Source organism: Thalassolituus sp. UBA2009, from assembly GCF_002335285.1.
Classification (GTDB): Bacteria; Pseudomonadota; Gammaproteobacteria; order Pseudomonadales; family Oceanobacteraceae; genus Venatoribacter; species Venatoribacter alkanivorans.
Window position 1 is genome coordinate 4,543 of record NZ_DDCJ01000080.1, and the last position, 1,276, is coordinate 5,818.

The window sequence follows — 1,276 nt, forward strand, 5'->3', positions numbered from 1 at the left end:
AAACCAGGAGTGGGTAATCCCGATTTATTATGACAAAGGTCACTAAAGCTGTAATTCCCGTTGCCGGTCTTGGCACCCGCATGCTCCCTGCCAGCAAAGCCATTCCTAAAGAAATGCTGACATTGGCTGATAAGCCGCTGATTCAATATGTGGTTAACGAATGTGCAGCTGCGGGTATTACCGAGATTATTCTGGTAACTCACTCTTCAAAGAATGCGATTGAAAACCACTTTGATACCTCCTTTGAACTGGAGTCGACACTGGAAGCCCGTGTTAAGCGCCAGCTGCTGGATGAAGTGCGTTCTATTACTCCGAGAGGAGTAACCATTATGCATATTCGTCAGGGACAGGCTAAAGGGCTCGGCCATGCGGTGCTCTGCGCCAAACCACTGGTGGGTGACGCGCCTTTTGTCGTGGTTCTACCGGACGTGCTGATTGATGATGCCAGTGCTGATCTGGAAAAGGAAAATCTCGCGGCAATGATCCGTGAATATGAAACAACAGGCGCCAGCCAGATTCTGGTAGAAGCTGTAGCACAGCAGGACGTGGATAAATACGGCATCGTCGATATTTCAGGGGCTGAACTTAAACCCGGCGAAAGCGCTCCGATTTCGACCATTGTTGAAAAACCGGCGGTTAAAGAAGCGCCATCCAATCTGGCGGTTGTTGGCCGTTATGTATTGCCAGCTAGTATATGGGAAATTCTTGAGCACACAGCTCCTGGTGCCGGGGATGAAATTCAGCTGACCGATGCCATCTTTACCCTGATGCAGCGGGATGCTGTTAATGCGTTCTACATGACCGGTAAATCCCATGATTGTGGCGGCAAGCTGGGCTATATGAAGGCTTTTGTCGAATACAGCATGCGTCATGAAAAAGAGGGCAAAGCCTTCAGTGAGTGGGTTAAAAGTCTGTAATTAGTCGCAATAGATTATAGGAGCGGGCCATGCCCGCGAACCGCTGAAATAAATCGTAGGAGCGGCATTTTGCCGCGATAAATCGCAGAAGCGGGCCATTCCTGCCGTAATAGATCGTAGGAGCGGGCCATGCCCGCGAAGCGCTCTAATAAACCGTAGGAGCGGCATTTTGCCGCGATAAATCGCAGAAGCGGGCCATTCCTGCCGTAATAGATCGTAGGAGCGGGCCATGCCCGCGAACCGCTGTAATAAATCGCAGAAGCGGACCATCTGCCGTAATAAATCGCAGGAACGGACCATGCCTGCTGAAACAAATCGTAGGAGCGGGCCATGCCCGCGAAGCGCTCAAATAAATCGTA

General features: G+C 50.8%; 2 protein-coding genes. One reads left to right on the forward strand and one right to left on the reverse strand.

The window, feature by feature from the left end:
- The first annotated feature begins 29 nt into the window (after window positions 1-29).
- Window positions 30-917, forward strand: coding sequence for a UTP--glucose-1-phosphate uridylyltransferase GalU (galU, locus tag B3P58_RS09915; RefSeq protein ID WP_286717277.1), 888 nt, complete (start codon window positions 30-32; stop codon window positions 915-917).
- Window positions 918-931: 14 nt separating this feature from the next.
- Here the strand turns inward: galU and B3P58_RS09920 are convergent.
- Window positions 932-1,276, reverse strand: a 345-nt coding sequence (locus B3P58_RS09920; RefSeq protein WP_286717279.1) for a hypothetical protein, incomplete at its 5' end; no start/stop codon positions are given.